Origin of the sequence: Rhizobium mongolense USDA 1844, assembly GCF_000419765.1 — a bacterium.
Lineage (GTDB): Bacteria > Pseudomonadota > Alphaproteobacteria > Rhizobiales > Rhizobiaceae > Rhizobium > Rhizobium mongolense.
This window is the reverse complement of sequence record NZ_ATTQ01000007.1, coordinates 96325-121874: the sequence shown is the minus strand read 5'-3', so window position 1 is coordinate 121874 and position 25550 is coordinate 96325. Positions and strand designations below refer to the sequence as shown.

The window sequence follows — 25550 nt, the reverse complement described above, 5'->3', positions numbered from 1 at the left end:
CGTTTAAGTGTTTGGGATCGCGTGGCGCGGCTCCTGCTAAGCCCTTCCGCCCTTCGGAAGGCCGCGCGGTCCTCTGGATCAGATTGCCTCGCTGCGGCGGGACTTCTTTTTGACCAAATCGCTGGCGCACTGGAACATCATCAATACAATTCAGGTGAGATTAGTGGATTGCGTGATCTGGCACGCCCTGCTAGACGCGCGTCCAGCCAGCAATGCTGGCGACCTGGCCCTGCCCGTTACCCTCCCTAGCAGCAGGGCCTTCTTTTTGCTCCGAGCCGGAACATGGCTACGTCTTGAGGGTTGGAGCCGTTGGGATCGCGTGGTCGATCTCTCTTCCGGTCCCTTCCGTTACCTCATACGAAAGCCTCACGATTCCACCTTGGTTAGCCAAGCTGCCCCGGCGGGGCTCTTTTTGACCGTACGCTAGCGGACCGGAACGCCACAGTGCTCAGGTCGTTAGAAGGGTTGGCCGCGCGGCAGTCCTCCTACCCAACCGCCAGCGATGAAAGACCCTTCGTCCTGGGCCGCGCGGTCGCCCCCCAATTGGAGAGAAAGAAATGCGAACGCTTAACTTAATCACATTGCTGCTTGTTATTGTTGGCGGCATCAACTGGCTGTTTGTCGGCATTGCAGATGTCGATCTGGTTGCCACCCTGTTCGGCGGCGACAGCGCGCTCTCGACGATCATCTATATCCTCGTCGGTCTCTCCGCCCTTTGGCAGCTGGTGCCGTTTATCAGGGCCTTCTCGATCGGGGAAACGGCAGCCGAGGCAAATGCGAGCCGCTTTGACTAGCGCCCGAGGATAACGCCTGCGATGCGCTTCACAACATCGGCGAACGTGACGTCCATCGCCATGCCGCCAATGCCGATGACCGCAAGCGCGCCGATTCCCATAAGCTTCCACCGCTTATGGTCATCGGTAACCGGTCGAGGAGCGAGCATGCGCCGATTTGTGCGAATACTTGATTGGACGCCGGACTATATGAACGTCTGCCCGCATCACATCGACATCCTGGTGGAATGCACGGCCTGCGGTGAGACGCGGGAGTTTCAGCGGGACAAGCTGTACAATGCGGCACGCGCTTATCAGCGACATTGAGAAGCGGCTGAAATGCACGTCTTGCGGGGAGAAGGCTGGGAAGCTGCGATTTGGCAGCAAGCGGCACACTTTCCAATTTTACGTCGGCAAGGCTGAAGTACGAGCCGCAAAGGCGACTGAGGATCGAGACTTCGAACTGGCCGATCTTCTCGGCAGCCTCAGGAGCATTATCCGCGAAAAAATTCAGGAGCTCGACGATGAAATTGCTGATCAGGAGTATGAAGCGGAAGACTAGGAACATTCAGCCGCTTCGGATGTTCGGCGGATTGGATCGTGCGGCTAATCTCTCCCGTCACCGTGCTTATCCCCTAGCACGTGGTCGTGCGGTCCGCCTCGATTCTTCGCGCATCGGTCTGTTAGCGTACGGAAACCATGATTCTTGATGGCTTCGTTTGCCTTATGCAGTATTTAAGCGCATGCTTATTTATCGGCCCGACAATTTCAACCGGGTGCCCCGGGCCGCTTGAGAGACGCTTTGCTCTTGCCTGCAATAGGAGAGCTGTTATGTCTCTTTTCGAATTAATTTCCTTTACCGATGATGAGATTGAACTGGTCACGTCCGTAGTCGGCCGTTGGTCAGAGAGAAATCATGTCGATGTCAAAAGCGAACACGGCCAGGCGGCGCTAACGCAGGCCATCGCCCTCGTCAGTTCCGGCATTAGTTCGCCGGGTGCCATCGTGGAGAGGCTCGATGAGGTTTGCGCGCCGCCCGCCCCCGAGTATCCTAGGTCTCTTGTTGACGAGTGAACGCCAGTGGCGACGAGGTAGGCCTTCGTCGTATGGCACTACCGTCCAAGAATGATCGCGCCAATCCGCCGGATCGCATCGGCAAAGGTGACGCCCATCGCCATGGCCCCGATACCGATAACGGCAAGCGCGCCGATGCCCATCAGCTTCCAGCGGACAACGTCATCGGTCACCGGCTTCATTTCCTTGATGTCAGTCTGAACGGCGACGACGTTGCTCTCGACTGTCGCGACGCGGTCGACCAGCATATCCATGCGCTGATGCATGGTGGCACGACTATTGTCCGACTTGATCTCTGATTGGCGAAAGGCATCACGCAGGTTGCGGATTTCGGCAAGTACTTCCCCCATCTGCTGATGCAGGCGAGGATCAAATTCTGTCGTCACGTCGTTCCCTCAGTCTTCGATAAGTATCCGCGTTTTCAGTTCCAGCAGCCTTGCGACTTACCGAACCTGTTGTGTGACGCGACCTGATTGGCGAACGGGCGATCCGTCGTCAGGATTGTCACCGACGTCTCAAGGCTTGGCTGAAGCTTCTCGAACCCTGCGCATGCAACCGGCTTTGTCGCTGTCTGCGCCGCCAATCTTGAGCCATTCAGGCAGCAGCTTGAGCATCGGTCTTTACCTGCAGATCGAGGGCGTCGAGGCGTTCCGTCTTGCGCCGGTTGGCGTACCAGCGATACGCAAGGCCACCTATCGTCAGCACGGCGCTGATGACGATGAGGCCAGCAACCACCTTGCCGATGAGTTCGCTGCTGTAGCTGAGCGGCGCAAGCTGATCCTGAACCTGCTGAAGCGTGGCGGCCAAGCCGCCAGAGCCAACGCCGCCGCCCGTGGTGGCATCTGCAACGGCAAGCGTTGGAGCGCGCTTTGCATCGGAGAGGAACGCCTTGGCATCGCCGCCGACGATGTACTGAACCTCCGGCCCGACCGAACCAGAGGCCCAGGCCTGGCCGACAGCGCGCACGCCATTGACGCGGGCCGTCCAGCCCTTGCCAAACGTCTTCCATGTCTTCAGAGCCCGCAGAAAGACCATGCGGCGATCGAGGATGAGGCCGACGAGCGCGTCATTGTCATTGACGCCGGAGAGCGCCAGGAGCGTTCCTTGGCCAAGGATGCCGTCAATGCCGCTCTTGTACAGACCGAGAGCCTGAAGCGCACGCTGTAGCCATTTGACGGACTGAGCAACGCCGGAATTAACTGCGCCGTCGAAGACGACGTATGAGACGCCGGCGGCAGCTTGTCACCCTTGATCTTGTCAGTAAGCCATTGCCGAATGACCGGGTTCAAACCATAGGGATCGTCTGGACGGCTGCAATATTCACAGTCGTAGGTATCGCCGCGAAAATCGGTAAGGTTGAAAAACAGGACATACGAGTCTGCTTCCGCGGTTGCGCGCACCGAGTGCACTTCATTAAGCGTCAGCCTGCTCTGCGGTCCCTCCACGGCGGCTTCTTCAGCTATTTTTTCCATGTTGCTCAATCCTTTATGCTGCTCTTTCAGCAATCCCAGTTGACCCCGACCTGCCCCGGTTTCTCCACGTTCCCGAAAGGGCAGTTCCTGAAGTGTTGTTGAATGCAGACGTATCGGCGTCTAGCCGGACAGTGACGGTAGCGTTGCGTGTGCTACCTGAATCGGCTCCCGTGAACATGACCGAAGACCCTACGGGAAAGGTGGTGTTGCTGTTGCTCGTACCCGTATAAACCAGATCGCTAAAGTCCAAGACGGCGAGGCCGCCGAGGCCGAGGTTCGTTCTGGCTGCTGAAGCGCTGGACGCCCCAGTCCCGCCATCTGCTATGGCTAGGTCCGTGATTCCCGTAATCGACCCCCCTGTGATTGACACAGAACTTGAGGCTTGGGTGGCAATCGAACCAAGCCCCAGGACGTTCTTGCTGTGGCGCCGCTCTCAGCCACCCAGGTAGTGCCGTTCCCAACGATGATATTCCCGTCCGTCACAGCCAATGCAGCGATGGCGCTTAAGGCTGCATCGAAAGCTTGGACATCTGTCCCGATCACCAGGCCAAGATTAGTGCGAGCTGCCGAAGCACTGCTCGCCCCTGTGCCGCCGTCTGCCACTGCCAGATCCGTAATGCCCGCGATGGAACCACCGGTGATTGCCACTGCGCTAGCCGCTTGGGTGGCCATGGTGCCCAGGGAGTGTCGTGCGGGCGGCCGCTGCGTCAGCGTCATCGATCAGGGAACGCCCGTACGCGGTGATGGTCGCCACCGCTGCCGTATCCGTGCCGGTGAGATAGATCATCTGGTTCGCCGAGGTGGTGAGCCCGGCAATCGACTGAAGCAGGGCGTCATATGCCTGCACGTCTGTCCCTATCGCAAGCCCGAGCGCCGTGCGCGCGCCGTGCGCAAGGTCGAAAACTATGGCGGGAGGGTGATTTAATGCATGCGGTGACAATTGCGTTTAACGCCGATAGCTTCCGCAAGTTGAGCATGAAGGATCTTGGATTGATCCTAGACGGCTTAACTGCCGCGCGCGACGGTCTCGCGGGTGTACTCAACCAGCCCCGCTGCACCTCCAATGCCGAAGATGAACTCGATGACACGATCACCTCTGTCGATGGTGTGATTGATTTGTTAGCTTCACTCGCCAACGAAGCAGCGCCCATCGAACCGGACGAAGTTAAAGCGCGCGCTTGGTTGCTGCTCGGTTATCACGCGCGGCTCAGAGATGACCTCCCGCAGTTCGCCGCCTTGGCCTCTACTTTGGCTGCCGACCATTCGAAGGCTAATTTCGCGCAAACTCACAGGGAGAGAAGAAATGGAGACGTTTGATCCTGCTTACCAACTTTCGGATCTGTACTATGAGCTGCAGGATCTGCACCAACTTACCGAGACAGTCCGCGAGATTTTGTGCGAGATGGACTACGTACGGCAAGACGGAAGCAGGAACACCGATCTTGTTCGCGTGGCAGCTATGAACCGGTTTATTTCTGACACCGTGGGTCGCATGGCTGACTTCACCAGTCGATATGACAAGCCTGCTAATAATTAACTCAAACGACCTCGCACTTATGCCCGTCTCGCGAATGAGGCGGGCTTTTTTGCGCTGCCGTTACCCCATTCGTTACCCGGAGCGCGCCAGGGCGACTGAACGGCCGCGTTAAACAGTTGAAAAGATTGGCGACCCCTGCAGGACTCGAACCTGCGACAACCTGCTTAGAAGGCAGGTGCTCTATCCAGCTGAGCTAAGGGGCCATCCGGCCGCTGCGTCCGTGCAGCGGTGAGAGGCGGCATGCCTGAGCGCTCAATGCGTCCAGGGCTGCGTGCGGGTATAGCGGAAATTATCAGGATAAGCGACTGTCTGGCGAGCCGGTTCCTTTGGCGCAATCACGCGGTATTCGATGCCGTTGCGATTGGCATAGGCTTCCGCCAGTTCCTGCGTCTCGAAGGTCAGCTTCACCTGCTGGCGCATATCGCCGGAGGACGTGTAGCCCATGATGGGATCGATCTTGCGCGGCTGCTCCTGATCGAATTCAAGCACCCAAAGATGCGTCTTCGCCTTGCCGGACTGCATGGCGGTCTTGGCTGGACGGTAGATCTTGGCAGACATCAGCTGCACGCCTCCGGATATGCGGGCCTGACCCGCTGTAACTTAGCCTTCCACCCCGTCTCCGGAATGGTCTTCATCGCCTCTATAACGCGAGGAGATGAATTTTGCTTAGCCGCGAATCCCTCGACTTTCAAGAAAAAAGCCGACTGAGGGGAATGCTTGCGCCGCAAGCCAGGATCCAGTCCGCCGGACGGCTTGCTGATTGAAACAACAATGCCGTGTTGAAGACGGGGAAGACGCGAATTAGATATTGCGGGGCCGGGGTGAAGCGTGTATTGCCCCCTCTCACGGAGTGTAGCGCAGTCTGGTAGCGCATCTGGTTTGGGACCAGAGGGTCGGGAGTTCGAATCTCTCCACTCCGACCATCCTTTCAAAAAATGTTGTCTTCGCAGGCGGCCAGTGGCGCTGCGCAGGAGCCCTAAATGCAAGTTGAAGTCCCCTGCCCCAAGTGCGGCAAGACCCGGATGAACTTTCCGCGCCCGCAGCCACTCGATAGCGACATCATCACCTGCTATCACTGCGACTTCGAACTCGGCACCTACGGCGCCATAAAGCGCAAAATGGCGCTGTTCATGGAGCGACTGATCCAGGCCAAGGCCAAACCGGTAAGAAAGCAGTAATTCTAAGAGAGATCGGGCGGACGCTTCGGCTTGCCGCTACTTTTTCTTCGTTACCGTCGCGCTTGCGACCTTGTCGCCGACCTTGATTTCGAATTTCCTGACCACGCCGGCATTCAGCTCGACGACGTATTTCACCTCACCCATCGAATCAATGATCGCCCTCGAATAGGGCACGGCATTTTCCTTGATGTGGCGGATGGTGCCGCCGCTATCGATGAAGAGCATGTCGAGCGGCAAAATGGTGTTCTCCATCCACATGGTCACCCGCCGCGGCTGGCCGAAGTCGAAGATCATTCCGGCATCCTCGGCCATTTCCTTGCGGAACATCAGGCCGTACTGCCGCTGCTCATTGCTGGCGGCAATCTCCACCGTGAAATTCAGCATCCTGCCGGAGGCAGTCTGGATCACCAACGGCTCCTTGTCGAAATGCGGTTGCTGCTGGGCAAAGGCGGAGACTGCCAGGATGAAAAAAAGCGCCAGAAAGGCGCCTTTGATGGCATGTATTGCCATGCCGCGAGGCATCAATGCGACCGGCTTGCCGGGCTTGGCATATCCGGGTGGATTTCGGCCGCCATCAAGCCCTTGTCGCCGTCGCCGTAGCGGACGAGGACGACCTGGCCGGGGCGAAGCTCCGTCAGGCCAAAGCGGCGGAGCGTTTCCATATGCACGAAGATATCTTCCGTACCCTCGCCGCGCGTCAGGAAGCCGAAGCCCTTCGTGCGGTTGAACCACTTCACCAGTGCCCGCTCGAGGCCGCTCGTCGGGGTAACCTGCACGTGGGTGCGCACCGGCGGCAGCTGCGACGGATGGACAGCGGTCGACTGGTCCATCGAGAGAATCTTGAAGGCCTGATAGCCGCGCTCGCGGCGTTGGATCAGCGCGACGATGCGCGTGCCCTCGAGGATCGTCTGGTAACCGTCGCGGCGAAGGCAGGTTACGTGCAGCAGGACATCCTGCATGCCATTGTCCGGGACAATGAAGCCGAAGCCCTTGGCGACATCGAACCACTTGACGACACCGGTGATTTCAACGAGGTCGACGGCATCCCCGGACAGCTCGTCGATATCGGTGAATTCCTTCGATGAAATCCTGTCAGCCATGTCGCCAGCCCCTCAATACGCGTCACACTGTTACGGTTAACTGATTCTTGCAATCAAGATTAACATCTTGGTAACGGATAAGCGCAAGTCCTGTTTTCGGTTATTCCCAACTGCTCATTTTAGTCGCATGCCTTGCCCGAAGCTGACCCCCCGCCACATAACGAAGCAGCTCCCACATTTTAGAGAGGAAATAGAATGCGTTATCTCCACACTATGGTCCGCGTGAAGGATCTGGATGCCTCCCTGCATTTCTACGGCACGCTGTTCGGCCTGAAGGAAATCCGGCGCTCCGAAAACGAAAGCGGCCGTTTTACGCTGGTTTTCCTCGCCGCAAACGAGGATATCACAAATGCAGAGAAAAATGGCGCCCCCTGCCTCGAACTTACCTACAATTGGGATCCCGAGGAATATACGGGCGGACGCAACTTCGGCCACCTCGCCTACGAGGTCGACGACATCTATGCGACCTGCCGGCATCTGATGGACAACGGCATCATCATCAACCGTCCGCCCCGCGACGGCCGCATGGCTTTCGTTCGTTCGCCGGATGGGATTTCCATCGAAATCCTCCAGAAGAACGGCAGCCTTCCGGCGGCCGAGCCGTGGCTTTCGATGGGCAATACCGGCGCCTGGTAAGCTGAGGCTTTTGCGAGGCTTGCGGTTTTTGCGATTTCGGGCCGCCGCGCCCGCTTCGCGCTTGCCGCAAGCCCGCCCCGTAGGCACTCTCCGGCCGACTCGAAGCGGAAGACGACACGGTTGAACGTCCTTCGCACAACGGAGACCGTCGCTTGCTCATTCTCCAAAAGCGGATGCCCGCCACGGGCGCGCTTCTCATTGCTGTTGCCGCGGTTGCGCTCTCCGGCTGCGTCTCAAACCACAAGGCCCTCGATTCCGCAGCCGCCGTGGCGACCGATCCTTCAGCCGAGCAGCTTGCCGCGAACACGCTGGGCAGAACCGCCAAGGGCGCCTATCGTGATCCGATGGTCACGAATGTGTCGAGCGCGCAGCAGACGGCGGCAGCGCAGGATCCCAATGCCGCCACCATGTCCGCCGGCGCAACGGCCACGCAGCCCGCCAATATCGGCGGCCTGGCGATGCAGCCAAGCCGGATCAATGCGAACGCGATGAGTATCTTTTCAGCCCAGCCGGCGACGCCGCAGAACAACACGACCTCAACGATCATTCAGCCGGCGGACGCCAACGCCTATGCACCCGCTCAGGGCATCGATGCCGCGCGCAGCAGCGTCTTCAGCGCGCCGCCACCCGCCCAGCCGGCACAGGAGGGCGAGACGCTTCTGCCCCAGCAATCCTCCGAAAAAACCACCACAAGACTTGCGCCGGCCTCTCAGACGGCATCGCTCGCGACCGGCCGCCTTCAAGGCGGGTCGATGAATGCGCTCTATGCCGCTCCGAAGCAGAACCTCGTCGGCGGCCTCGCCGGGCTCCTTGAGAAGGCGTCTCTGCCGGGCATGACGCGCGTGGCGCCGAACGGCCTACACATCCAAAACAACAATGTCGAAGTCGGCTGCTTCAAGCCCGAGATGCTCAATGTCATCAAGGCGGTCGAAACCCATTTCGGCAAGCCGGTCATCGTCACCTCCGGATATCGCGACGCGGGGCATAACCGCATGGTCGGCGGCGCCGAAGAATCGATGCACAAGACCTGCGATGCAGCCGATATCAAGATCGACGGCGTCTCAAAATGGGAAATCGCCGCCTTTATCCGCTCGCTGCCGAACCGCGGCGGCGTCGGCACCTATTGCCATACCGAATCGGTCCATCTCGACACCGGCAAAAGCCGCGACTGGAACTGGGGCTGTGGCGCCGGACGCACCAGGACACCGAACGCAAGAGCCATCTAACGGAAGCGCGGTTTCCCGCATCACGTTGCGGCAACGCGGCCGTATCCCGTTAAAGGAACAGTCGGCAGCCTATTGATTCAGCTCGGATAATCGGTCTCTCACACAGCCTCGGATATCCTGTCATTTTTTTGAAGGAAAACCGATATTCCCGCTTGCGGGATCCAAAGCGCCTGACTATAAGGGCGCCACCACGAAGGAAGCGCCCTTCGTCTATCGGTTAGGACACCAGATTTTCATTCTGGGAAGAGGGGTTCGACTCCCCTAGGGCGTGCCATCAATCCATCGACAAAATCGGCAAGTCGGATAGTTTCGGGTAGCACCACGGGTAAACATTTACCCCGACCCGCAAGAAGGCGGGTTGCCCGGCAACCAACCTTTCAACTATCAAAAAAGCAGTTCGGAGTTTCCCCGATAACCAGTTCCGTCGTTGAGTTGGCGCCCGAATACGTCTGGACTTCTGCCACATTCGCATTCCCGTAACGGTCACGATTTCGCTCGGGAGCATCCTGCTTCCACGGGTGGGCGGCATGGCATGTCGTTTGCGTAGCTCATTTGGAGACGCCCGAAGAGCTCGGCAGCGCGCAAGCTCCTCCACGCGGGGGCGAGGAGCAGGCCAGGGCGTGCCATTTTTCTTTTCATTGTGTCTATTTATCGGTACGCTTTAGAAAGCGGGCGAGTGTTCTTATCTGCACCCGACGCAACGCGCCCTTCGTCTATCGGTTAGGACGACAGATTCTCATTCTGTAAAGAGGGGTTCGATTCCCCTAGGGCGTACCAAATTTACAAAGCAAAATCATATAGTTATTTAAAAAAATAGTTGGGTAACTATCGATGATTCGCGGCAGGCCGAGAGGTCAGCTTTGGGGCGGGCGCCCCCGCACCGAGCAAAGCAAGCGCCGACGGTATTGCAGGACAGGATTTTGCCGCCGACAAGTCCAAAATGATCGTCTCGGCGACGGTGCCACATCTAAGGTTGAACAAGGCCGCCCAGGATGATTTTGTTCGTCCCGACACGGATGTAACAACCGTCTTTTCCACAAGCCTCGAAAAAATCTGCATGATCGCAAATTTTTCGCGTTTTGCCGCTTGCGGCGCACAAAAGTGCTGACTATAAGGGCGCCACCACGAAGGAAGCGCCCTTCGTCTATCGGTTAGGACACCAGATTTTCATTCTGGGAAGAGGGGTTCGACTCCCCTAGGGCGTGCCATTTTTCTCCTCTCAAATACAGGTATGTCGCCGGGCCAGCCATGCGGGTCTCCCCTACCGCCTGGACTTCCGCAAGCCTCGCGTAAAGTCCGCGCTCTATGAGCATGGCAAGCGGGTCTGCTTCGGTCCTTCGGAGCGCCGACCATCGCTCTTGCCGGCGGAATACGAAGACGTTTCAACCGGCTTGAGAGAGGTACCTGAAGGGAGAAACATTTGCCGCGCGTGTCGATCTGTATACCGGCCTACAAGCCCGATTTCTTTGAACTCGCGCTAAAAAGCGCGATCGCGCAAAGTTTCGATGACACGGAAATCATTGTCTCTGACGATTGCCCGACGGATGCGGTCGAGAAGATCTGCGAAAGATACTCCAGCGTTGTTCAGTACAGCCGCAATCCGGATCCCGCCGAATACAAAAACGTCATACGGCTCGCCGGGCTCGCCAGCGGCGAGTACATCAAATATCTCTTCGACGACGACGTCCTCAATCCGTTCTGCATCCAGTACCTCCTCCAGGCGCTTGAAGCCACACAGAACAGAGGGACGAAACTTGCGTTTTCCCCGCGCTATTTCATCGACGAGCGGAACCAGGTTACGAATCTCGGCAACGGATTGATGGTCGAAGGTTCTCTGAAGGTGATCGAGGGCCGCGACTTCATACGCATCACCGCCGTCAAGCATCATAATCTGCTTGGCGAGTTCTCGTCGGTGCTCTTGAGAACGGCCGATTGCTTCGATGAATCCGGCCGTTTCGGTCTTTTCAAGGTCGTGGATGGCATCATTTCCGGGCCGCTCGATCTTTCGTCCTGGGTGGGGCTCTCCCTCCGCGGGGCGATCGTCGGGCATCCCATGCCCCTCTCCTATTTCCGCCAGCACTCCAATTCGCAGTCCAATCCGGCCGCCAACCGCTATTTCATCTACTCGATCACCTACTACGAGGAAGTGCTCGATCTCGCGATCGAGAAGGGCTACCTGCAGCCCTCCGATCTGCCCATCGCCCATCGGAACCTCATCAATCACTATTCCTACTGGAGAGGATTGTTCCCGGAACTGGATGAACGGATCGCCCGCATCAGCGCGCGTCTCTAAGTCCCATGCAGGCGCAATAGAAATCGTAAAGGATTAAATCACAATGGACGGAATCACGGGATCAGGGATGCAGAAGCTCATTGAAAGTGCCGCGGCGTTACGCTCCGCGCTTGCCGCGAAATCTGGAATTTACGAACTGAAATTGCGCGCGCTTCTGGAACTCGCCGACGAATTGAACATCGCGAAAGAGTATACCGCCAGCCTTCCCCCGATCGAAATCGGCAGCATCACGCTCGTCGACCAGGTTGTCCTGGTGCTGCTCGCCAAGATCGTGAAGCCCCGCAAGATCATCGAGATCGGCACGTACAAAGGTTTCACCACACGCCTTTTCATCGAAAACACGCCGGAAGACTGCGACGTGGTCTCCATCGACCTGCCGAAGGGCCTCACGGCGCATCTAGCCGAGACTGACGAGCGCAGCGCCCTGTCGTCCGCCGAGCAGAATGACGATTATCTCCGCAAGCGCCAGGAAATCGACGGCGAGGCCTATCTGGCGTCGATCACCGAGGCGCAAAGGAAGCGCCTCACGCTCGTCAAGGAAGACTCGACGACAATCGATTTCAACGAGGCCTTCCAGTCGGCCGAGATGATCTTCATCGATGGCGGGCATGAGCACCAGATCGTCCAATCGGATACGGAAAACGCATTCGGAATCGTCAAGCGCGGCGTCATCGTCTGGCATGACTACAATTCTAAGATTCACGGGGACGTCACAGAGTATTTGGCGGAGTTCTCGAAATCGCAGGTGGTCTTCCATGTCGCAAACAGCCTTGTGGCCTTTGCGCTGGTCAACATAGAGCTCTGATCATGGGTGCCAGCGAGATCAAAATCGGCAGCCTGTTGACGAAGGACGAGTTCCGGGAACTCACGGCACCGAATGACCGGATCGCTTATTCCCACCTGGCGCTCAGGATCGGCATCCAGGCCGGCCTGCTTTTCGCGATGGTCCGCACATGGGAAGGCGGCTATCCCGCGCTTGCTTTCGCAGCCTTTTATCTTAACGCCGTCCTATGGCAGTTCGCCGGCTATGCCGGCATCGGCCATGAGCTGTTTCACAAGAAGGTCTTCAGCAGGAAATGGCTGAACACTCTGTTCTTCAAGCTGTTTTCCTATGTGACCTGGAACAATCCGAGCTATTTCGAAAAAAGCCATCAGTTCCACCACGCTTCCACTTTCCATGAGGATGACAGCGAAATCTATCGCGATTTTCCGCTCGACTTGCTGGGCGCAGCGCGTCTCGTCCTGCTTGATTATCAAAGCCTTTGCAGGCGGATCCTCTATGCACTCTGCAATGCCTTCGGCTACGAAGCGTATTTCGGCAAGGGCATCCGACTGAAACTGATGCCCCCCGAACGGCGCGCGGCGCAATCCGATGCGATCTCTATGCTTGCGCTCAACGCCATCTGCCTGGTGCTGTTTTTCCTGGTGACGGGGTCCCCTGCGCTCGCTCTCATGTTTTTCGTCACGCCGTTCGCCGGATCGCTCCCGAACCGCGTCCTGGCGCTTGCGCAACACGTCGGTCTAGAAGACCACAAAGACGAAAACGCGCTTCTTTTTTCAAGAACGGTCAATCTGCCGGCACCGGTCGCATTCTTCTATGCCAACATGAATTACCACGCCGAGCACCACCTGCTGCCGTCGGTTCCCTATTACAATTTGCCGATGCTGCACGATATCCTGAATGCCAAGCTGAAAATGGAGCGCGAGGAAAAGGAATTCGGCTATCTCTTCACCCGGGACTTCTGGAGCTCGGTCGGAGTATCGGCAAAATTGGAAGGCAGTGCCGTGCCTGAATGACAGGCTGGAGCGTTTTATGCGCTCCAGACTTCTCGGCGCAATCAGCCCCTGGACGTCAAAACCATGAAGCGCATAACGTTTGGCCGCCCCTCGGAGCAAATGAGGTAGCGGTTGTCGTCGGTGAAATCGTTCAATTCCGGAAACTGCGTCAGATCCCTGACTGCAGGAGCAATGAATTCGACATTGAACAGCGCTGCGGCCGAGGTGAGGAAACGGGTGTATTTGTCCCAGAAATCCTCAATCCAATTGTGGATCTCGATGACGATCGTCGCCTGTTTCAGGGCCGCCAAAGAGTCGTCGTCGAAGATTTCGAATTCCGCACCCTCGGCGTCAACGAGGACGACTGTTTTCGCCAGATCAAGGTGGCTGAGCTTTTCATAAAACAGCCTGTCTGCGGCGCCGAATATTTCGATCCTGTCCGACACGGAATTCGACTCGGCATTCGATGCAATGGTGCGCTGTCCTTCCTCGCTCAGCTCGAAGCAGACGGCGTTTTTCACCCGGCCCGACCGAAGCATGCCGATCGCATAGTATCCATCGGCGGCCCCGACATCGACGAAACTCTCAAAGCCATCCAGTCTTTCGGAGAACAGGAAATCCAATATTTCCTTCTCATAGAGGCCCAAGAGCATCGACCCGAAGTCGCCGCCGCCCCACCAGTTGTTCTTCGCAAGCGAAAGCCCCTTGAACGGACCGTATTTCACCACGCCCCCAAGCAGGTCGTAGATCTCCGACGACACACGTCTTCTTCGCTGAAGAATCGTTTCCGCGCGCCATTGCTCTCGCATCTCCATTGTCGCGCGGGACTGCCGTTCGAACACCTTTTGGAAGAAGATGCGCTCGCCCTCAATCAGATCAGGCAGTTTTTCATTCATTGCGCGGTGTCTCTTTTCGCAGCTGCAGTCAGCATCTTGGCCGATGCGGAGGTTGGAATCACGACTGAAAGCGTATGAGATGGGACTCGGCTTAACAAGGCGGCCCGTCTGCTTCCCACAAACAAGGCAGCGACACGGGGTTGAACACAGACGCCGCCCTCCAGTCGGCAAGCCTCAGGTAACGCCCGCATCCTATGACTCTCGCTATCGCGTCCGTTTCAGTCTTTTGCATATCGAAATCGGACGAAATGGGACTGCACACCCTGTTACGGGCTGTGCCGTTCCAACAGGCCAATGTGCAGCGCATCTGACCCATCCAGGGATGCGTGGAATGGATTTGAGAATGACCAAGAGAGCATTGCTCGTCGGCAGTAACTTCAGCGCAGTTCCTCTTCTCTTCGCTTTGAAAAGGCGCGGCCTGCATATTTCCGTTTGCGGAAACCGGCCGGATGAACCCTGCCATGCGCATGCGGATCAATCGCATTTCATGGATTACAGCGATCCGAACGCGCTGCTTTCCCTCGTCGAGAACGGCGATTTCGACTTCATCGTCCCAACGGGCAACGATGTCGCCTACATGTCGACCACTTTCGTTGCCGGAAAACTCGGATTTCCGCGCTTCGATTCGATGGAAACTGCAACCATCATTCACACGAAGCAGGCGTTCCGTCGCTTTACAGAGCGCAACGATATCCCCGCCCCGCGCTCGGTGCGCCTGCAGGGCGATGCGCCAATCGAGACCGGGGCGCTGCGCTATCCGCTGCTGGTGAAGCCGAGCGACAGTTTCAGCGGCCGCGGCGTCACGAAGGTTTTCGACCGAACGGAACTTGCCGCCGCCGTCGCCGATGCCCGACGGAACTCGCGCTCTGCTGAGGTCGTCATCGAGGAATTCATCGAAGGCAGCCTGCACAGCCATTCCGCCTTCATCAAAGATCAGGAGATCGCGTTCGACGTCTTCGTCGATGAATATTGCACGGTCTATCCGTACCAGGTCGATTCATCGAACCATCCCTCACGCCTTTGCGAAACCGTTCGCTCGAAGACGCGAGCCATCATGGCGCGCGTCGTCAAGCTGCTAAGACTGGAGGACGGCCTGATCCACACGCAGTTTTTGTCGAATGGCGACGATGTCTGGATCATCGAATGCATGCGACGCTGCCCCGGCGATCTTTATGGCTCGCTCGTCGACCAGTCTCTCGGCATCGATTATGCCGATCTCGTCATAACGCTATTGCTCGGCGAGGCATTCTCGGTCACGCCGCGCTTCGAGCCGCCGCTGTTCTTTGGGCGTCACACCATCACCTCCGATACGCCGTCGACGCCGTTTTCCTTCTCGCACTTCATTCCGTCATCCGATGTCCGCATCGCGCAGCTCAAGACCACCGGCAAGCCGATGAATGCGGCGCCGTTCGACAAGCTCGCCATCCTCTACGCGCGCTTCGAGACGCGCGACGAGATGCTGAAGGTGACGCCGGATTTCAAGACATTCGTTTCGCTTCAAACGCTGCAAGGAGATCTCGCATGATCCGCTCAAGACAGGGAGTTCCGGAGAAGCTGCGCCTCGCTTTTCTAGGCGGCGCCGTCAATTCTGCCGTGGGTCGCGCCCATCGCGATGCAATCGAGCTTGATCAGAAATTCGACCTCGTCGCCGGTTGCTTCAGCCGCCACGACGACATCAATCGGGAGACGGCGCGGCAGTATCGCATCCTGCCGGAACATTGCCATGCCGACTTCGATACCCTGCTTGCCAAGGAGGCCGGCAATATCGACGCCCTTGTCGTGCTCACGCCGACGCAGCAGCATACGAAGCAGGTTGTCGCAGCACTCGAGGCGGGCATCTCGGTGATCTGCGAGAAGGCACTTGCCGGTTCCAGCGCCGAAGCCCGTATGATCGGCGGAGCCCGCGCGAACGGAGGATTTCTGGCCGTTACCTACAACTACACAGGATATCCCATGCTTCGCGAAATACGCAGCATGGTCGAGCACGGCATTTTCGGTGAGCTGCAGCAGATCCATATCGAGATGCCGCAGGAGACCTTCCTCCGTTTCCGCCGCGACGGGACGCCGATGACACCGCAGGATTGGCGCTTGCACGACGGTGTCGTGCCAACGGTCTCGCTCGATCTCGGTGTTCATGTGCATTCGCTTCTATATTTCCTGACGCAGCGGAAGCCGGAAGAAGTCTGCGCAACCAGCCAGAGTTTCGGCAACTTTCCGCAGGTGCTCGACAATGTCCACGCGCTCGTTCGATGCGCCGGCGGCCTGCATTGCAGCATGTGGTACGGCAAGACCGCGCTCGGTCAACGCAACGGCCTGCGTGTGCGACTTTACGGTTCCAAGGCATCGATCGAATGGCACCAGGAAGTCCCCGAGGTCGCCTATTTCTACGACCGAAACGGCCGCAAGCAGATCCTCGATCGCGCCAGCCCGGACATCATGATCGCCAATGATACGCGCTATGAGCGCTTCAAGGCAGGCCATCCGTCAGGCTTCATCGAAGCCTTCGCGAATTACTATGCCGACCTTGCCGATGCCCTACTGCAATGCAAGACAAGTACCACACGCCTGCCCCATCCCTACGTGCTCGGACTCGAGGAGGCGGAGGAAGGACTGCGGCTGCTGGAAGCAATCGAATGCTCGCGGCTTGAAAACCGCTGGGTCGAGATCGAGCCGCAAGGCGTACACCACCCGGTTGCGGAACGGGTCGAAATCCGGGCCCCGCAACTGGCGCTCTAGCCAAGCGCCAATGAGAGTAACCGGAAGCGGCGTGATCAATAGTCACGCCGCTTCCTTATGACCAGCCGCCAATGAAACGCGATTTTCATCTGCGGCGCCAATCGCTGAGGCCGAGCTTGCTCTTAACGTGTGAAAAAATGGGGCCACTGGCCGGCTATTGCACGCGATCTCGCGCCGCAGGTCTTTCGATCTGAAGCCGCCAGACGACAGTCGGAATATCGTGTTCTTAGGCCGACTCGATCAGCGCGCAGACCTTATCGACGATCTCCAACTCCATGTCGGGATAAATGGGAAGGCAAAGCACCTGCTGGGCGGCTTCGGTTGCGACCGGCAGGTTCGATGGGTGCGCAGACGGCAGACTGCGATACATCGAGAAGCTCGAAATCAGCGGATAGAAGTAGCGGCGCGGGTGAATGCCGTTCTCCTTCAGCCTCTCATACAGTCCGTCGCGCGAGATGGGATAGCCAGGGCGTACGAGGATCGGGAAATAGGAGAAGTTGGAGACGGTCTCGCCGGAACGGTCCAGGCATTCGATGCCTGCAACGCCGCGAAGCCGCTCGCGATAGGCGCGGTCGATCACCTCGCGGCGTTCGAGCGCGAATTTGATGTATTTCAGTTGCAGCAGGCCGAGCGCGGCGTTGAATTCGCTCATCTTGCCGTTCGTGCCCGGCGCCACCACGGTCACTTCATCGACGTAACCGAAGTTCTTCAGCTGGTCGATCCGGGTCTTCGTCTTTGCGTCCGGGCAGATGATCGCCCCGCCTTCGAATGTGTTGAAGACCTTCGTCGCATGGAAGCTCAGGACGGAAAGGTCGCCGTGATTGAGAACGCTTCCCCGCTCGTCTTCCACGCCGAAGGCATGGGCAGCGTCATAGATGACCTTGAGATTGTAGAGATCGGCGATCTTCTGGATCGCGTCGACGTCGCAAGGGTGGCCGTAGCAATGCACCGGCATGATCGCCGTCGTCTGTTGCGTGATCGCCGCCTCGATCTTTGCCGGATCGAGATTGAGCGTCACCGGATCGATATCGACAAAGACGGGTTTCACGCCGTTCCAGAGAAGCGAATGCGAGGTGGCCACGAAGGAGTAAGGCGTGGTGATGACCTCGCCGGTGATGCGGAGTGCCTGAAGCGCAGTCAGCAACGCAACGGTGGCGTTGGAGAAGAGACTGACATGCTTCACACCGAGATGGCTGCAGAGTTCCTGCTCCAATTGCTGATGAAATGGTCCGCCATTGGTCAGGATGCGGTTGTTCCAGATCGCTTCCAGCGATGGAATGAATTCCTCGAGCGGCGGCAGACTGGGCCTCGTTACAAAGATCTTCTCGTTTTTCATGACCGCCGTCCAGAGGTTGGGCATATCGCGCAAAGTGGGCTTCGTCCAACATCATGCTTCAACCTGTTCCCAGGCTGACCAGCGAAAGTCCGCGCGAACAGTGTGGCGCAAGCTTCACGTCCAATAGTCGGCACCCAAACAAGCCCGAATGCCGTTTCGTGAATCACGGACGGCAGCCATGCGCGAAGGACGATGCCTTGACGATCAATCAGCCCATTTCCGCGCTGCCGGCCGGCCTTCCTGATCTGGCGTTTCTCACGGAAAAAGCTGCCAGCACCGGATCGGTCATTATCTATCAGCCTTATCTCGATCCTTCGCAGCGCGGCCAGCTCGACAAAGCCGCAGTGCCGCTCGACATCTCATTCAATACGCAGGCTTCGACCCGCGAATACGAGCTCTTCCGCATCCTGCATCAGCATCACGAGGCGATCGGCCTTGGCGACGACGTGTTCTGGGGGCTGCTTTCCAGCAAATTCGAGATGAAGTCCGTCACCAGCTTCCCCTCCTTCGTTACCGAGGCGGAAAAGGCCAGGGCGGATGGTGCGGATGCCTATCTCTACAATCCGCTGATCGGCCATGCGGCAATCTACAGCAATGTCTGGGAACATTCTCTGCTCGGTGGTCATCCCGGCATGGAGCCGATCTTCCTGCATATCCAGAAGCTCGGTCATCCAATCGCGCTGCCGCAGGACAAGAGGGCCTTCATGTTCTGCAACTATTTCTGCGGCAACCGGAAATTCTGGTCCGGGTATTTCGCCTTTTGCGAACGCATTCTCGAATCGCTGGAAAACGAAGCGCGTCTCGGCACGGCGGCGGGCGCCGCCTATGCAGGTGCGGCAAACTATTCACGCGATGCCAATGCGAATATGCGTCCCTTCGTGATCGAGCGTCTGCTCGGGCTTTATGTCCAGCAGGCTGCCGCCTCCGGATTGAAGATCACCGCCTTCGTACCGACAGTCGCCGATTTCGAGTGGAAGTTTGGCGTCCGCCTCGGCCGTATGCTGCATAGCCTCTTCGCCGCCAAGGAAGCCTTTCTGCAAAGCCGCGACCAAGCTCTCCTGACCTCCTGGCAGGAGGGCCGCCAGCCGCTGATCAAGCAGCCGCATCTCATCTGGGGCGCCGACGACCCGCCGGCCTGGATGCCGCGCGGCCACTTCACCGGTGGCCGCGAAATGATGCGCGCCGATGCTCCGCAGCCTTCTGGCGCCGCCGCGGCCAAGCAGCAAGAGGTACATGCCGAAATGCCGGCGGCGCCTGCCGCACCGAAGATTGAGCCACTCCGCAACGCAATACGGCCCTTTGCCGGCGGATGGCAGGCGCACAAGGACCGTCATTGCATCTGGATCGTGACACCGGCCAATTACAACCATAGCCACGCCTTCGACGAGGTCGCGCTCGGCCTGCAGGGTGCCTTCGAGGAACTCGGTGGCTCGGCACCGATCGTCCGCGACATGAACGCTTTCGCGGGCCGTGCGCCGATCATCTACGGGGGCAATCTTCTCCCTGCCGAAATTGTTGGACACCTACCGAAGGACAGCGTCGTCATCAATCTCGAGCAGGTCTCCGAAGAAAGCATCTGGATCAATTCGCGCTACACCTCGATCCTGAAGTCGCTGCCGGTTCTCGACTACAGCCCGCGCAACCGGGAAAACCTCGCCGCCAAGGGAATCGAACACGCCGGTGTGCTCGAAATCGGTTACAGCCGCTGCCTCAGCCAGATAAAGCACGCCCCCGTCAAGGATATCGACGTGCTCTTTTACGGCTCGATGAACGAGCGCCGCCACCATATCCTGAAAGCTCTCGAACAGGGCGGGCTGAAGGTCGCACATCTCTTCAACATCTATGGTGCGGAACGCGATGCGGCCATTGCCCGCGCCAAGGTCGTCATCAACATCCATCATTATGCGAGCGGCGTCTTCGAGATCGTGCGCATCTCCTATCTACTCGCCAACTGCGTCTGCGTGCTGAGCGAAGGCGACATCCGCGATCCGGACCTCCAGCCGTTCATCGGCGGTCTGGCGATCGAGCCCTATGACACCATGATCGAGCGCTGCCACAAGCTGATCGCAGATGCCGATGAGCGCGATACCATTGCCGCAAAGGGTTTTGCGGCAATGCAAACCCGCTCGCAGGCGGAAATGCTGATGAGCGTCATGGAGGCCGACGCTCGATGAAAACGACAGGAAAGGTGCGTCATGCGTATTGAGACCACGGCCATCGAGGGCATCGTCGCGATCACGCCGCCACGCTTCGGCGATCACCGCGGCTACTTTTCCGAGGTGTTCAAGGACGCCTGGTTTCGAGAAAATGTGGCCGACGTCACCTTCATCCAGGACAACGAATCGCTTTCGGCTGAGCCCAGCACCGTCAGGGGACTGCATTTCCAGATACCGCCCTTCGCACAGGGCAAGCTGGTGCGCTGCGTTGCCGGCCGGATCATGGATGTCGTCGTCGATATTCGCACCGGCTCACCGAGCTTCGGCAACTGGCTCTCTCAGGAGCTCTCGCCGGAAAACGGCACGCAGCTCTGGGTGCCGCCCGGCTTCGCGCATGGATTCGCCACGCTCGAGCCCAACAGCGTCATCAATTACAAGGTAACCGCTCCCTACAACCCGCAGCATGATCGCGGCATCGCCTGGAACGACCCGGCGATCGGCATCCGCTGGCCGGTCGACGAGAAAGCCATGGTGCTGTCCGACAAGGACAGGACGCTGCCGCGGCTCGCCGACTTGCCTAACCACTTTTCTTATTCAGCAAAACAACCCAAGGATTGATCGACGATGCGCATACTGGTCACGGGCGGAGCGGGCTTCATCGGATCGGCACTGGTGCGCCATCTCGTCGGCGATATCGGCGCCGAGGTGCTCAACGTCGACAAGCTGACCTATGCCGGCAACCTGGCATCGCTGGCGTCCGTCGAATCGGCGCCGAACTACCAGTTCCTGCGCGCCGATATCTGCGACCGCGCCAAGATCCAGGAAGCATTCGTCTCCTTCCGCCCCGACATCGTCATGCATCTCGCCGCCGAAAGCCATGTCGACCGCTCGATCTCGGGAGCTGCCGATTTCATCCAGACCAACATCGTCGGGACGTTCAGCCTGCTGGATACCGCGCGGCATTATTGGGAGGACCTTGACGCCCGTGGAAAGAGTGCTTTCCGCTTCCTGCATGTCTCGACGGACGAAGTCTACGGCTCGCTTGGCGAGAAGGGTCTTTTCGAGGAGACGACGCCCTATGATCCGTCCTCGCCCTACTCCGCCTCCAAGGCCGCCAGCGACCATCTGGCGATCGCCTGGCACCGCACCTACGGCCTGCCGGTCGTCGTCTCCAACTGCTCCAACAACTACGGCCCCTACCACTTCCCGGAAAAGCTCATTCCGCTGATGATCCTGAATGCGCTGGAAGGCAAGCCGCTACCGGTCTACGGCAACGGCGCCAATGTCCGCGACTGGCTCTACGTCGAAGACCACGCCCGCGCCCTCTACACCATCGCCTCCCGTGGCCGCCCGGGCGAAAAATACAATGTCGGCGGCCGCAATGAGCGCCGGAACATCGATGTTGTTCAGCGCATCTGCGCCATCCTCGACGGCGTCTACAAGGACAACGGCCCGCATGCGCAGCTGATCACCAACGTCACCGACCGCCCCGGACACGACGCACGCTACGCGATCGATGCCTCCAAGCTCGAAGGCGAACTCGGCTGGAAGGCTGAGGAGACCTTCGAAACGGGCATCGAGAAGACCGTACACTGGTATCTCGAAAATGAATGGTGGTGGCGGCCGCTGCGCGAAAACGTCTATTCCGGCGAACGCCTCGGCGTCTTCAAGGGGCGATAGCGATGCGCATTGCCGTCACCGGCAAACAGGGCCAGGCCGTCCAGTCGCTGATGAGACGCGGCGCCGAGAAGGGCGTCGAAATCATCGCGGTCGGGCGTCCGGAAATGGACCTTTCCGATCCCGCCAGCGTTGCAGCCGCCTTTTCGGTCCTACATCCCGATGTCATCGTCTCGGCTGCCGCCTATACGGCGGTCGACAAGGCCGAGAGCGAGCCCGACCTCGCTTTTGCCGTCAACGCGGCAGGTGCTGCGGCGGTTGCCGAAGCTGCCGCGCGGATCGGTGTGCCCGTCATCCACATTTCGACCGATTATGTCTTCAGTGGCGACAAGCCGGCAGCCTATACCGAAGAGGATATGACCGGGCCGATCTCCGTCTACGGGCAGTCGAAGCTTGCGGGTGAACGGGCCGTGGCGGCCGCAAACCCCAATCACGTCATCCTGCGTACCGCCTGGGTCTATTCGCCCTTCGGCGCCAATTTCCTGAAAACGATGCTGCGGCTTTCCGAGACGCGGGAACATCTCAGCGTCGTCGCCGACCAGACCGGATGCCCGACATCTGCGCTCGACATCGCCGACGCGATCCTTGCGATCGCATCCCGTCTCGTCACGGACCCGACACCATCGCTCCGCGGCACCTTTCACTTGACCGGCAGCGGCGAAGCGAGCTGGGCGGATTTCGCCGAGGAGATATTCGCCGAACTTCACAAATCCGGCGGCAAGAGCATTCGCGTCGAACGCATCACGACAGCGCATTATCCGACGCCGGCGAAGCGTCCCGCCAATTCACGCCTCAACGGCGACAAGCTCGCCAGCATATACGCAATCCGACTACCGGACTGGAAGCAATCCATGAGGATTGTCATGCAAGTCATTTTTAACAAAGGCTCTTAGGGAGATACGATGAAGGGGATTATTCTCGCTGGGGGTACCGGAACTCGTTTGCACCCGATCACCCAGGCCGTCTCGAAACAGCTGATGCCGGTCTACGACAAGCCGATGATCTACTATCCGCTGACGACGCTGATGCTCGCCGGCATCCGGGACCTCATGATCATCACCACGCCGCATGACGTCGAAGCCTTCAGGCGCCTTCTCGGCGACGGATCGCAATGGGGCATTTCGCTGACCTATGCAGTGCAGCCGAGCCCGGACGGCCTCGCCCAGGCCTTCATCATCGGCGCCGACTTCGTGCATGGCGACACCTCGGCTCTCGTCCTCGGCGACAACATCTTCTATGGCCACGGCCTGCCGGAAATCATGAAATCCGGCACGAGCCGCCTTCAAGGCGCGACCGTCTTCGCCTATCACGTCACCGATCCGCAACGCTACGGCGTCGTCGGATTCGACGCGAACATGAATGCGCTGTCGATCGAGGAAAAGCCCAATGAGCCGAAATCGAACTGGGCGGTGACCGGCCTCTATTTCTACGACCAGCAGGTGGTCGATATCGCCGCCAATCTGAAGCCGTCACCGCGCGGTGAATTGGAGATCACCGACGTTAACCGCACCTATCTCGAGCGCGGACAGCTCTTCGTGGAACTGATGGGCCGAGGCTATGCCTGGCTCGACACCGGCACACCGGACAGCCTGCTCGACGCCGCAGGTTTCGTCAGCACGCTGGAGAAACGCCAGGGCTTCAAGATCGCCTGTCCCGAGGAAGTCGCCTGGCGCATGGGATACATCTCGCAGGATGACCTCGCCAAGCTCGCCGAAAGGCTCGGCAAGAGCGCCTACGGTCAATATCTGACGAAGCTCTCCTCTGACTGGTGAGCTCGCTCGGTCTACCGCGCCGGCGCCGCGTCGCAGACACGCAGCTGGATGCGCCGCGCACCCTGATAATGCTCGGCCCCCAGCATTCCCGCCACATGCAGGCTCGCCCCGCGGGAATTGAGCAGAAGGTTGCCGAGCGAGGTGTCCGCGGCCCGGAAAGCGATGCCGTCGAGGCGGGAGCCGTCCATCGCCTCAAGCGTTACCTTCACATGTTTCTCGCCGACCATCCGCGCGTCGCGCAGGCGATGCGCGGGCACCGCGAAGATCGGCTGCGAATGCCCCGAGCCGTAGGGCCCGGCCGTTTCCAGCCGGTCGATCAGTTCGATCGTCGCACCGCTGGCGCCGATCGCGCCGTCGATCTTCAGCGTCTCATTGGCAACCAGCGCCGCAACGGTTTTTTCGGCACGTTCTGTAAAGAAGTTGCGCAAGGCTCCGAGCTTTTCGCGCTCGACGGTCAAGCCCGCGGCCATCGCATGGCCGCCCCCCTTGAGAAGCAGGCCTTCGTCGACCGCCGCGCGCACCATCCTTCCCATGTCGAAACCGTTGATCGAGCGGCCGGAGCCCGTTCCGCGGCCCGACGGGTCGAAGGCGATGGCGAAGGCCGGACGCTTGAATTTCTCCTTCAGCCGCGCAGCCAGCAGGCCGACGATGCCCGGATGCCACTTGTCCCGTGCGGTGACGATCACCGAAGCTCCCTCGCCGTCTCCATACTCGGCAAGCGCCTCCGCCTCGGCCTCCTGCAGCATCGCCGCTTCCATCGCCTGGCGCTCGCGGTTGAGCTCGTCCAGCCGCTGGGCGATGGCCTCCGCCTCGCCGGTATCGTCCAGCGTCAGAAGCCTGCTGCCGAGTGCCGCGTCGCCGATGCGGCCGCCGGCATTGATGCGCGGACCGATGAGGAAGCCGAAATGATAGGGCGTCACCGGTCCGGAAAGGCCCGCCTTGCGAAAAAGTGCGGTGAGCCCGGCATTGCTCTGGTGGCGCGCGGCGACCAGGCCCTTGACGACATAGGCCCGGTTCAGCCCCTTGAGCGGCACGACATCGCAGACCGTCGCCAGCGCCACGATGTCCAGCCATTGCAGCAAGTCGATCGCCAAAATTCGCTTGTCGCCCGCCTCGCGCAACAGCCTCAGCGCCGCGACCAGCACCAGGAAGACGACGCCCGCAGCGCAGAGATGCCCCTGCCCCGAAAGATCGTCCTCGCGGTTCGGGTTCACCAGAGCATGGCAGTGCGGCAGATCATGTGTCACCTGGTGGTGATCGATGACGACGACGTCGATATTTCGCTTCTCGGCGGCCCCCAGAGCTTCGTGGCTGGTCGAGCCGCAATCGACCGTCACGATCAGCTGCGCGCCGTTGTCGATCAGCTGATCGATCGCGCCCGGATTGGGTCCGTAGCCTTCGAAGATGCGATCGGGAATGTAGATATTGGCCCTAACGCCGAAATGCGTGAGGAAACGGTACATCAGCGCCGAGGAAGCCGCGCCATCGACGTCATAGTCGCCGAAGATCGCAACGTTCTCGCCGCGCCGGATTGCCTCGACCAGACGTCTGGCCGCCTTCTCGCAATCCGTCAGCGTATAGGGATCAGGCATTAGGCTGCGGATCGTCGGATCGAGAAATTCCAGGGCCTCGTCGACCCCGACACCCCGCCCGGCAAGCACGCGGGCAATCAAATCCGGCAGGCCGTGCACCTGCGATATGGCAAGCGCGCGGTTCTGTCCCGCCTGATCCAGGCGCGACACCCAGCGGTTATCGAGGACGGATTTCTCCACTCCCAGGAATGCCCGCTGTACCGGATCGGCCGCTAAATCCACAACGCCCCTCTGATCGCCCATCGCTTGTCACCGCCCCGGGACCGGGGCGCTGTCGGCAGATTTATGTGGCTTTGGTGGAGCACACAACGATTTTGGAC

29 protein-coding genes and 5 tRNA genes are annotated in these 25550 nt (G+C 59.2%); 22 read left to right on the top strand and 12 right to left on the bottom strand.

Annotation, left to right across the window (positions count from 1 at the left end; translation table 11 throughout):
- Positions 1–557: 557 nt before the first annotated feature.
- Positions 558–794 carry a DUF378 domain-containing protein gene (locus A3C3_RS0115170; RefSeq protein ID WP_022715443.1) on the top strand — a complete coding sequence of 79 codons (237 nt, stop codon included), beginning with the start codon at positions 558–560 and terminating at the stop codon, positions 792–794.
- On the opposite strand, the gene A3C3_RS43655 is transcribed toward A3C3_RS0115170, so the two are convergent.
- Entirely contained in the window at positions 791–895 is a 105-nt protein-coding gene (locus A3C3_RS43655; protein WP_233450637.1) for a DUF1515 family protein, read from the bottom strand. The genes A3C3_RS0115170 and A3C3_RS43655 overlap by 4 nt on opposite strands.
- 176 nt (positions 896–1071) lie before the next feature.
- Between A3C3_RS43655 and A3C3_RS46095 the strand changes: the two genes are divergently transcribed.
- A complete protein-coding gene (locus A3C3_RS46095) occupies positions 1072–1335 on the top strand; it encodes a hypothetical protein (RefSeq protein ID WP_183906877.1) in 264 nt (87 codons plus the stop codon).
- Positions 1336–1604: 269 nt separating this feature from the next.
- Positions 1605–1847 (top strand): hypothetical protein, encoded by a 243-nt coding sequence (locus tag A3C3_RS0115155; RefSeq protein ID WP_022715441.1) that lies wholly within the window; start codon positions 1605–1607, stop codon positions 1845–1847.
- A 38-nt stretch (positions 1848–1885) separates the two neighbouring features.
- Here A3C3_RS0115155 and A3C3_RS0115150 read toward each other — a convergent pair whose 3' ends face one another.
- From A3C3_RS0115150 to A3C3_RS0115140, 4 genes are all read right to left on the bottom strand, one after another.
- Positions 1886–2233 (bottom strand): DUF1515 family protein, encoded by a 348-nt coding sequence (locus A3C3_RS0115150; RefSeq protein WP_022715440.1) that lies wholly within the window; start codon positions 2231–2233, stop codon positions 1886–1888.
- Between the two features lie 208 nt (positions 2234–2441).
- Positions 2442–2882, bottom strand: coding sequence for a hypothetical protein (locus tag A3C3_RS42625; protein ID WP_051154470.1), 441 nt, complete (start codon positions 2880–2882; stop codon positions 2442–2444).
- A complete protein-coding gene (locus tag A3C3_RS47030) occupies positions 2861–3352 on the bottom strand; it encodes a hypothetical protein (protein WP_233450638.1) in 492 nt (163 codons plus the stop codon). The genes A3C3_RS42625 and A3C3_RS47030 overlap by 22 nt, the downstream gene beginning before the upstream one ends.
- A 619-nt stretch (positions 3353–3971) precedes the next feature.
- A complete protein-coding gene (locus tag A3C3_RS0115140; RefSeq protein ID WP_022715439.1) occupies positions 3972–4166 on the bottom strand; it encodes a hypothetical protein in 195 nt (64 codons plus the stop codon).
- Positions 4167–4243: 77 nt separating this feature from the next.
- On the opposite strand from A3C3_RS0115140, the gene A3C3_RS0115135 reads away from it, so the two are divergent.
- A complete protein-coding gene (locus tag A3C3_RS0115135) occupies positions 4244–4636 on the top strand; it encodes a hypothetical protein (protein ID WP_022715438.1) in 393 nt (130 codons plus the stop codon).
- Complete coding sequence (locus tag A3C3_RS0115130; RefSeq protein WP_022715437.1) at positions 4623–4856, top strand: hypothetical protein; 234 nt, start codon at positions 4623–4625, stop codon at positions 4854–4856. Before A3C3_RS0115135 ends, A3C3_RS0115130 begins: the two co-directional genes overlap by 14 nt.
- A gap of 126 nt (positions 4857–4982) precedes the next feature.
- Here A3C3_RS0115130 and A3C3_RS0115125 read toward each other — a convergent pair.
- Together A3C3_RS0115125 and A3C3_RS0115120 are read right to left on the bottom strand one after the other, a co-directional pair.
- Positions 4983–5059, bottom strand: a tRNA-Arg gene (locus A3C3_RS0115125).
- Positions 5060–5108: 49 nt separating this feature from the next.
- Positions 5109–5414 (bottom strand): ETC complex I subunit, encoded by a 306-nt coding sequence (locus A3C3_RS0115120; RefSeq protein ID WP_022715436.1) that lies wholly within the window; start codon positions 5412–5414, stop codon positions 5109–5111.
- A 288-nt stretch (positions 5415–5702) separates the two neighbouring features.
- On the opposite strand from A3C3_RS0115120, the gene A3C3_RS0115115 reads away from it, so the two are divergent.
- Positions 5703–5779 (top strand) — tRNA-Pro (locus A3C3_RS0115115).
- A 57-nt stretch (positions 5780–5836) separates the two neighbouring features.
- Positions 5837–6034, top strand: coding sequence for a hypothetical protein (locus tag A3C3_RS45260; protein WP_145611852.1), 198 nt, complete (start codon positions 5837–5839; stop codon positions 6032–6034).
- Positions 6035–6070: 36 nt separating this feature from the next.
- On the opposite strand, the gene A3C3_RS0115105 is transcribed toward A3C3_RS45260, so the two are convergent.
- Together A3C3_RS0115105 and A3C3_RS0115100 are read right to left on the bottom strand one after the other, a co-directional pair.
- On the bottom strand, positions 6071–6544 hold the full coding sequence (locus A3C3_RS0115105; protein ID WP_233450639.1) for a DUF192 domain-containing protein: 474 nt from the start codon (positions 6542–6544) through the stop codon (positions 6071–6073).
- Between the two features lie 11 nt (positions 6545–6555).
- Positions 6556–7134 carry a cold-shock protein gene (locus A3C3_RS0115100; RefSeq protein ID WP_022715433.1) on the bottom strand — a complete coding sequence of 193 codons (579 nt, stop codon included), beginning with the start codon at positions 7132–7134 and terminating at the stop codon, positions 6556–6558.
- Between the two features lie 195 nt (positions 7135–7329).
- On the opposite strand from A3C3_RS0115100, the gene A3C3_RS0115095 reads away from it, so the two are divergent.
- The 8 genes from A3C3_RS0115095 (at position 7330) to A3C3_RS0115055 (ending at position 13086) form a co-directional block, all read left to right on the top strand.
- Positions 7330–7770 carry a VOC family protein gene (locus A3C3_RS0115095; protein ID WP_022715432.1) on the top strand — a complete coding sequence of 147 codons (441 nt, stop codon included), beginning with the start codon at positions 7330–7332 and terminating at the stop codon, positions 7768–7770.
- Between the two features lie 173 nt (positions 7771–7943).
- Positions 7944–8996, top strand: a complete 1053-nt coding sequence (locus A3C3_RS0115090; RefSeq protein WP_084796975.1) for a YcbK family protein — start codon at positions 7944–7946, stop codon at positions 8994–8996.
- Positions 8997–9195: 199 nt separating this feature from the next.
- Positions 9196–9270 (top strand) — tRNA-Glu (locus A3C3_RS0115085).
- Positions 9271–9698: 428 nt separating this feature from the next.
- Positions 9699–9773, top strand: a tRNA-Glu gene (locus A3C3_RS0115080).
- 356 nt (positions 9774–10129) lie between these two features.
- A tRNA-Glu gene (locus A3C3_RS0115070) sits at positions 10130–10204 on the top strand.
- Positions 10205–10425: 221 nt separating this feature from the next.
- A complete protein-coding gene (locus A3C3_RS0115065; RefSeq protein ID WP_233450694.1) occupies positions 10426–11289 on the top strand; it encodes a glycosyltransferase family 2 protein in 864 nt (287 codons plus the stop codon).
- 67 nt (positions 11290–11356) lie between these two features.
- Complete coding sequence (locus tag A3C3_RS0115060) at positions 11357–12094, top strand: class I SAM-dependent methyltransferase (protein WP_022715428.1); 738 nt, start codon at positions 11357–11359, stop codon at positions 12092–12094.
- 2 nt (positions 12095–12096) lie between these two features.
- Positions 12097–13086, top strand: a complete 990-nt coding sequence (locus A3C3_RS0115055) for a fatty acid desaturase family protein (protein WP_022715427.1) — start codon at positions 12097–12099, stop codon at positions 13084–13086.
- 41 nt (positions 13087–13127) lie between these two features.
- Here A3C3_RS0115055 and A3C3_RS0115050 read toward each other — a convergent pair whose 3' ends face one another.
- Positions 13128–13961, bottom strand: coding sequence for an FkbM family methyltransferase (locus tag A3C3_RS0115050; protein WP_022715426.1), 834 nt, complete (start codon positions 13959–13961; stop codon positions 13128–13130).
- A 343-nt stretch (positions 13962–14304) separates the two neighbouring features.
- On the opposite strand from A3C3_RS0115050, the gene A3C3_RS0115045 reads away from it, so the two are divergent.
- Positions 14305–15486, top strand: a complete 1182-nt coding sequence (locus A3C3_RS0115045) for an ATP-grasp domain-containing protein (RefSeq protein WP_233450640.1) — start codon at positions 14305–14307, stop codon at positions 15484–15486.
- Entirely contained in the window at positions 15483–16697 is a 1215-nt protein-coding gene (locus A3C3_RS0115040; protein ID WP_022715424.1) for a Gfo/Idh/MocA family protein, read from the top strand. Before A3C3_RS0115045 ends, A3C3_RS0115040 begins: the two co-directional genes overlap by 4 nt.
- Before the next feature lie 226 nt (positions 16698–16923).
- Here the strand turns inward: A3C3_RS0115040 and A3C3_RS0115035 are convergent, their stop codons facing one another.
- Entirely contained in the window at positions 16924–18033 is a 1110-nt protein-coding gene (locus tag A3C3_RS0115035; protein ID WP_028739672.1) for a DegT/DnrJ/EryC1/StrS family aminotransferase, read from the bottom strand.
- A 197-nt stretch (positions 18034–18230) separates the two neighbouring features.
- On the opposite strand from A3C3_RS0115035, the gene A3C3_RS0115030 reads away from it, so the two are divergent.
- From A3C3_RS0115030 to rfbA, 5 genes are read left to right on the top strand one after another with little or no spacing between them, the layout of a single operon-like run.
- Positions 18231–20207, top strand: coding sequence for a CgeB family protein (locus A3C3_RS0115030; protein ID WP_028739671.1), 1977 nt, complete (start codon positions 18231–18233; stop codon positions 20205–20207).
- A gap of 21 nt (positions 20208–20228) precedes the next feature.
- The gene (gene rfbC / locus A3C3_RS0115025) at positions 20229–20807 is read left to right on the top strand and encodes a dTDP-4-dehydrorhamnose 3,5-epimerase (protein WP_022715421.1); all 579 of its coding nucleotides are present in this window, start codon (positions 20229–20231) and stop codon (positions 20805–20807) included.
- Positions 20808–20813: 6 nt separating this feature from the next.
- Complete coding sequence (gene rfbB / locus A3C3_RS0115020) at positions 20814–21869, top strand: dTDP-glucose 4,6-dehydratase (RefSeq protein WP_022715420.1); 1056 nt, start codon at positions 20814–20816, stop codon at positions 21867–21869.
- 2 nt (positions 21870–21871) lie between these two features.
- Positions 21872–22759, top strand: coding sequence for a dTDP-4-dehydrorhamnose reductase (rfbD, locus tag A3C3_RS0115015; RefSeq protein ID WP_022715419.1), 888 nt, complete (start codon positions 21872–21874; stop codon positions 22757–22759).
- Positions 22760–22768: 9 nt separating this feature from the next.
- The gene (gene rfbA, locus A3C3_RS0115010; protein WP_022715418.1) at positions 22769–23638 is read left to right on the top strand and encodes a glucose-1-phosphate thymidylyltransferase RfbA; all 870 of its coding nucleotides are present in this window, start codon (positions 22769–22771) and stop codon (positions 23636–23638) included.
- 11 nt (positions 23639–23649) lie between these two features.
- Here rfbA and recJ read toward each other — a convergent pair whose 3' ends face one another.
- The gene (gene recJ / locus A3C3_RS0115005; RefSeq protein ID WP_022715417.1) at positions 23650–25473 is read right to left on the bottom strand and encodes a single-stranded-DNA-specific exonuclease RecJ; all 1824 of its coding nucleotides are present in this window, start codon (positions 25471–25473) and stop codon (positions 23650–23652) included.
- Between the last annotated feature and the right edge of the window lie 77 nt (positions 25474–25550).